Source organism: Roseiarcus sp., from assembly GCF_049514155.1.
GTDB lineage: Bacteria > Pseudomonadota > Alphaproteobacteria > Rhizobiales > Beijerinckiaceae > Roseiarcus.
In genome coordinates, this window is sequence record NZ_JBEKVH010000182.1 from 1 (window position 1) to 6,897 (window position 6,897).

General features: G+C 65.2%; 4 protein-coding genes and 1 pseudogene. All 5 read left to right on the forward strand.

What is annotated here, in order from left to right; translation table 11 throughout:
• Positions 1-1,245: pseudogene (locus tag ABSF49_RS18945) on the forward strand (hypothetical protein); the annotation flags it as partial.
• Between the two features lie 192 nt (positions 1,246-1,437).
• Complete coding sequence (locus ABSF49_RS18950; protein WP_424114200.1) at positions 1,438-3,009, forward strand: CoA-acylating methylmalonate-semialdehyde dehydrogenase; 1,572 nt, start codon at positions 1,438-1,440, stop codon at positions 3,007-3,009.
• Positions 3,010-3,307: 298 nt separating this feature from the next.
• Complete coding sequence (locus ABSF49_RS18955; protein WP_424114201.1) at positions 3,308-3,577, forward strand: hypothetical protein; 270 nt, start codon at positions 3,308-3,310, stop codon at positions 3,575-3,577.
• 30 nt (positions 3,578-3,607) lie between these two features.
• Positions 3,608-4,861 carry an MFS transporter gene (locus ABSF49_RS18960; RefSeq protein ID WP_424114202.1) on the forward strand — a complete coding sequence of 418 codons (1,254 nt, stop codon included), beginning with the start codon at positions 3,608-3,610 and terminating at the stop codon, positions 4,859-4,861.
• Between the two features lie 717 nt (positions 4,862-5,578).
• Complete coding sequence (locus tag ABSF49_RS18965) at positions 5,579-6,688, forward strand: ABC transporter substrate-binding protein (RefSeq protein ID WP_424114203.1); 1,110 nt, start codon at positions 5,579-5,581, stop codon at positions 6,686-6,688.
• Positions 6,689-6,897 lie beyond the last annotated feature (209 nt).

Below are 6,897 nucleotides of genomic sequence, written 5' to 3' on the forward strand. Positions count from 1 at the left end.
GGGGCGGGCAGCTCCACCTCGGTGGTGGCGAGCGCCTGCGCCTATTTCGGCGGCGGCCCGTCGAGCCATTACATGGGCAACAATTCCGACAATCTGCTCGGTCAGGAATGGGTGACCCCGGTCGGAAAGGTCGTCCGCACCGGCTCGCTCAGCTCCGGCGCCGGCTGGTTCTGCTCGGAAGGCCCGGGACCCAGCGTCCGGGGCGTCACCCGCGGCAATTTGGGTTCGCGCGGCGGCCTCGGCACCTACACCAAATGCGCCATCAAGCTCGCCGATTGGCCGGGACCGACCGAGTTCGAGGTCAAGGGTCGGCCGCCGGGCTATCGGCTGCCGGTCGGCGAGAACTTCCGCGCCTACACCATCGGCGCGCCGAACTGGGACGCGTGGGCGAACTGCTACTACGCCATCTACGACAACGGCCTCGGCTACATCTTCCATCGGCAGCTGAACCTGGCCGGCGCCAATCTGGCGACCGCGTTGTGGCTGACCTACATCGATCCGACCAAGACCCTCAACGACGTCGAGACGCTCGCCAAGGATCCGGAGATCGTCGCCATCAACGAGACGGCGAGGATTTCGTTCCAACTGATCCTGGCGGCGCAGTCGCTCGACGGCATCCAACTGCAGGACAAGATCCTCAACGAAATCCTCTCCCAGACCGGCTGCTACAAGGTGGAGCGGTATTGCGAACCGGACATGGCCGAATTCACCAACATGTACATGCAGCGCCTCGGCCATAAGCACTGCAACTTCATCTGGGCCGGCGGCTACATGGGAAGCTGGATGCAGGCGGGAACCCCGGATTTCGTCAAGGACTATGTTCCCACCGCGATCAAGGGCTTCGAAAAAGATCAGCAGAGCCACCTGCTGGTCGAGTGCGGCGGCGACGCGCTGATGGGCTGCGGCAGCACGCTGGGCGGCGGCGGCTATTTCGGCCTCGAGCAGTTCGTCTCGTACGACCCCGCCAGCGACGCTTCGATCGACGCCTGCGTCAAGCACATGGAGGACGCGATCGCCGACTGCGTCGCCCAGGGCCTGCCGCTCGGCAAGGAGCTTCTGTACCTGCAGATCGGCTGGTCGGACCAGAGGATCTGGGACGGCATGGCCAAGGCGCCGCAGACGTTCGTCCTCGACTTCCAGAGGCAGTTCAAGGACGCGGTCGATCCGAATTCTCTCGGCGATCGCAACTATCCCTGGCTGCCGGAGAAGTGGGGCCAGGCGCCGGCGCCGGCGTTGGCGAAATAGCCGATCGCGGGCGGCGAACCGTCGCCCGCGCCTTTCGCGACGCGACATCGTCGCCCCTTGCCGTCGTCGCCGCGAAAGCCGAACCACCGCGCCGTCCGCCGGGCGCATCCGGCGCAGCGGACGACGACACAACGCGGCTGAGGCCCTCAGGCGGCTTTCGCGCGACAGGACTTGGAACACGAGGAGAGGGTGATGTTTAACGACTATTTTGCCGCCGGGTCCCGCGGGGAGCCCGATCCGGTCAGCGGCGAGCGGCCGAAGAAGCTGAAGTACGGCGTCGGCGGCCAGTGGAAGGAATCGGCCAGCCAAAAATACATGCCGTGTTTCGATCCTTCGACCGGCGCGGTGATCGCGCTCGCGCCGCAGTGCACGGCCGACGAAGTCGAGGAAGCCATCGAGGCCGCCGCCAAGGCCTTTCCCGCCTGGCGCGACACGCCGGTGAGCAAGCGGGTCCAGGTGCTGTTCCGGATGAAGGCTCTGCTCGACAGCCATCTCGACGAGCTGACCTATCTCTGCGCCCAGGAGAACGGCAAGAAGTGGGACGAAGCCCAGGGCGACATCCTCAAGGTCATCGAGGTGGTCGAGTTCGCCGCCGGCGCGCCGCACATCATGAAAGGCGACTCGATCGCCAACGTTTCGCCGGGCTACGACACCGTTCGCTTCAACGAGCCGATCGGCGTCTTCGCCGGCATCGCGCCGTGGAACTTTCCGGCGATGATTCCGCAAGGCTGGATGGCGCCGATCTGCATCGTCACCGGCAACACGCTGGTGCTGAAGGCGGCGAGCTTCGCCCCGCAATGCGCGCTGCGCATCACCGAGTTGTGGTACGAGGCGGGGCTTCCCGCCGGCGTGCTCAACGTCATCACCACCAGCCGCAACGAAGCGGAAATCTTCCTCAAGCACCCCAAGATCAGGGGCGTCAGCTTCGTCGGCTCGACCAGCGTCGGCCTGCACATCTATTCGACCGCCGCCGCCAACGGCAAGCGCGTGCAGGCGCTGACCGAGGCCAAGAACCATGCCCTGGTCATGCGCGACTGCGTGCTCGATCGCACCGTGGCGAGCATCGTCAACTCGTTCACCGGCTGCGCCGGCGAGCGCTGCATGGCCTTGCCCTGCGTGGTGGTCGAGAACGCGATCGCCGACGCCTTCGTCGCCGCCATCGCCAAGGCGTGCAAGGACATCAACCTCGGCCCGGCCTACAACAAGGCGAGTGGGCTCGGCCCCGTCGTCAACCAGGGCCACAAGGACTTCGTCCTCAACTGGATCGAAACCGGCGTCAAGGAAGGGGCCACGCTGGTCCTCGACGGCCGCAAGCCGAAGGTCCCGCGCGGATGCGAAAAGGGGTTCTTCGTCGGCCCGACGATCTTCGACCATGTGACGGAAGCGATGTCGATCGGCCGCGAGGAAATCTTCGGCCCGGTTCTGTGCGTCAAGCGGGTCGACGATTTCGAACAGGGGCTCGCGGTGATGAATGCCAGCCGGTTCGCCAACGGCTCTGTGATCTATACCGAGAGCGGCCACTACGCGCGTGAATTCGCCTATCGGACCGACGGCGGCATGGTCGGCGTCAACGTCGGGATTCCGGTTCCGCTCGGCATCTTCGGCTTCACCGGCCACAAGCAGTCGTTCTTTGGCGACCTGCATTGCATGGGGCGCGACGGCTTCATCTTCTTCACCGAGAGCAAGAACGTCACCACGACTTGGTTCACCGGCAAGTCGGCGCCGGCCAAGCCGAGCACGTGGGACGGCACCATGACGCGCTGAGGCGCGGCCTCGGCGACGCCTGCGGCCAGCGATCGGGCCGCGGGCGTCGCTCATCCGCGACGGCAAGGTTCGGCGCGGATCATAGCGACGCAGAAGGGGGGATTCTTGTGCAGAGCGCCGAGCGGCGCCGCACAGCGCAGCGCAGCTCATCGAAGAGCGTGTGGCGACCGCCTTACGCGGTCGCAGGTCGCGGTCGGCGCACGCTGATGGCGGCGGCCGAGCGCGCGTCAATTGCGCCGTCCTCAGTCACAGCGCAAGCGATCGTCAGCATCAGTCTGGATGGGACTCGATAACCAACATGTCGTTCGCCAACGCAATGATGCGCAATCGTGAATCCATCGCCGCCGGGCGCGAACGCCGGATCGGCGATGGCGACGTTTTTGGGCGCGGATATTTCACCGATATACGGCAACGGAACTTTCCAGCTCGCCGCTCGGCGGGTCGAGATTGCCGAATTATCAGCAGCGAGCTGGACTTGCACAATCGATTGGCGGCGCCAGGCATCGCCGCGGCAGGTGTTTCATTTCAATTGGCCAGGGGGGCAAGCCCAGCGAACAACACAAGGTGAGGGAGCGTCGCCTCGGCGACGAAGCGAACAATGGAAGACGCAAGGGACGTAAGGAAGGAACTGATCGAACTAAAGACCATTCAGGTCGTGGTGATGTGTTTTCTCGTCATCATGCTGGAGGGCTTCGATATCCAGGCCGCGGGCGTGACAATGCGGAAACTGGCGACGGAGTTCCAACTGGACAAGATGCAGATGGGCTATTTCGCGAGCTCCAGCGCCGTCGGCGTGCTGCTGTTCGCGGCGATCGGCGGCATCCTCGCCGATAGGTTCGGCCGCAAGCCGGTCGTGATCGCGGCGACCGCGGTGTTCGGATTGGCCTGCCTGCTCACGCCCTGGTCCACCGGCTTCGGCAGCCTGCTCGCGGCGCGCTTTCTCACCGGCGCCGGCCTCGGCGCGGCGATGCCGGTGGTGATCGCGATGACCAGCGACCACAGCCCGGCGTCGCAGAAGAAGCGCTATGTCGGCATCGTCTACTGCGCGATCTCGCTAGGCGGCATGCTATGCGCGGCGATCATGGCCACCGGCTGGCTGGGTTCGGACTGGCGTCCGATCTACTATGTCGGCGGCGTGCTGCCGATCGCGGTCGCGCTGGCGATGATCGTCTATCTGCCGGCGTCGCGGCCGAAGTCGGCGCTCGTCGCCGACGCGGCGGGGGTCGAGGGCACTTGGGCCGACATCCTCGGCCTGAGCAAGCTGCCGATCACGCTCACGCTGTGGCTCGCCACCTTCCTCACGCTCGCCGTGATGTATCTGTGCGTGTTGTGGATGCCGACGTTGCTGCAGCAGCGCGGCTTCTCGCCGACCGACGCGTTGATTATCCAGACCATGTACAATCTGGGATCGACGGTCGCGGCGATCATCGTCGGGTATCTGCTTGACCGGCGCATGGCCTACCGCGTGGCCACTGTCGGCTATATCGTGCTCGCGCTGGGCTTGTACTTCCTCGGCGCAGTCGCGCTGGGCCTGGCTTTCGGCATGACCACCGGCTTCTTGGTCGGCATCGGGACCACCACCGGCCAAACGCTGCTCTATGCGTTCGCGCCGCTGTGCTATCCGGCTGCGGTCCGCAATCGCGGCGTCGGTTGCGCAGTCGCAGCCGGACGTCTCGGCACGATTGCCGGTCCGATGTTCGCCGGCGTTCTGCAGGCGGGCGGCCTCACCGCGGGCATGGTGCTGGTGTGGATGATTCCGGCGGTCGCGGTGGCGCTCGTCGCGTGCCTGTCTGTCGTCAGAATGCTGCATGGCGGCGACGCTTATGTGGCTCCGAGGCTGGCCCACGCCTAATCTCTAGGCGGGACTAGGCAATAACGAGGCGGCGCGCGGTTCGCGCGCCGCCTTCCGTGATTCTGCGTTCGTCATTGTCTCGCGTCGGCTTAGGCGCGGCCGCGCCGGTCGTCATGTCCGGCGCGGAGAACGCCCCGACCGCCAAATCGGCGACGCACGCCCGCGCCTGAACGTCTCGTCGACGCCAGGAAGCGGCAAAATGGCGGCGCCCCCTCGGGCGTCGCCCCATTTGGCCGGCGTGAAGCGGCGCCAAAACTGCGACCGCGTTTAGTTCAATGTTGTCAGATACCTAGCGAGCCGATCGACGTCCAGGCCTCGCGGCGTTTCACGGCGGCGTCTCTATCCTCCGCCCGACGGCGCTTCGTCGTCTCCGGCGCGCCGCTTCGCCCCAATCGCGCGAAGGCCGATGTCGTCCTTCGCCTCGCTCCAGGCGGCGGCCAAAGGCGCGGTCGTCGTCTTCCCTTCGTGGAATCGACGCCGCGGGCTAGGCGCTCGCGGCGGGCGCGGCCGACCTCCCCGATCTCAACTTCGTCCAGGGCATGGCCCGAACTCGACCGGAAGCGGACATAGGTCTATCGATAGCCAAGAGCCGCCAATGCGCGAAGCGGAGAGAGTTTCGTCTCGACGGGACGTGGCGAAAGGAACGGGCGTCGCGCGCTTCGGCAAGGAAGCGCGAGCGCTCGTAAGAAGCTGCAAGGCTGTATGGAGGGGGTGAACATGCACAAGGCGTTGATCCTGTCGTTGACAGGGCTCGCGTTCGCTTTGGCCGCCGCGCCGGTCAAGGCCCAAGACATCACGATCGCCGTCGTCGGTCCCATGACCGGTCCGGTCGCGACGATCGGCGAACAGCAGAAGCGCGGCGGGGAAGCCGCCGCCGCGGCGATCAACGCCGCCGGCGGCGTCAACGGGCGCAATATCAAGATCGTCGTCGAGGACGACGCCTGCGATCCCAAACAAGCGGTCGCCGTGGCCAATCTCATCGTCGGTCAGCAGATCAAGTTCGTCGCCGGCCACGCCTGCTCGGGATCCTCGATTCCTGCGTCGGACGTCTACGCCGACAACAATGTGCTGATGATGAGCCCGGCGTCGTCGAACCCGGCCCTGACCGAGAAGGGACATCCCACCATCATGCGGCTCTACGGCCGCGACGATGCCCAAGGCGCCTTCATCGCCCCTTGGATCGCTCAGAAATACAAGGGCAAGACGATCGCGATCCTGCACGACAAGTCCGCCTACGGCAAAGGTCTCGCCACCGTCGTCAAGGACAAGCTGAACGAAGCCGGCGTCAAGGAGGTGGACTTCGAGGGCATCAATCCCGGCGAGAAGGACTACAGCGCCATCGTCACCAAACTGAAGAATCTCGGCGCCGACGTGGTCTACTTCGGCGGTTATCACACCGAAGCCGGTCTGATGCTCCGGCAGGCGGCCGACCAGGGCTACAAGCTCAACCTGATCATGGGCGACAGCTTGGCGACCGCGGAGTTCTGGGCCATCGCCGGTCCGGCCGGCGAAGGGACGTTGTTCACCTTCCCGACCGATCCGCGCCGTTCGCCGATGGCGGCCAAGGCGCTCGAGCAGTTCAAGGCGCAGAATTACGAACCCGAGGGCTTCACCCTGTTCAGCTATGGCGTCGTTCAGGCGATCGCCGAGGGGATCAAGCGCGCCGGTTCGGACGACCCGCTCAAGGTCGCCCAGGCGCTGGAAAATGGTCAGCCGGTCGATACCGTCCTGGGCCCGATCAAGTTCGACAGCAAGGGCGACATCCAGGATCCGCGCTACGACATCAACCTCTGGAGCGCCGGCAAATACGCGCCGATCGCTCAGTAAGAGCGTCGCGTCTGACGAGCGCCGCGGCCTTCCAGGCCGCGGCGTGTCGCTTTAAAGCGGATGCTTCTGGATTGCGCCTTTCTCAGTCGTCATTGCGAGCGAAGCGAAGATTCCATGGGAGGTGGATAGCGGCCGATTCTGTCGCCAGACTGAGGCTGTGAACCCACTCACTCTGGAGGCATCGATGTCAATTGACGCTCGCGAAGAAA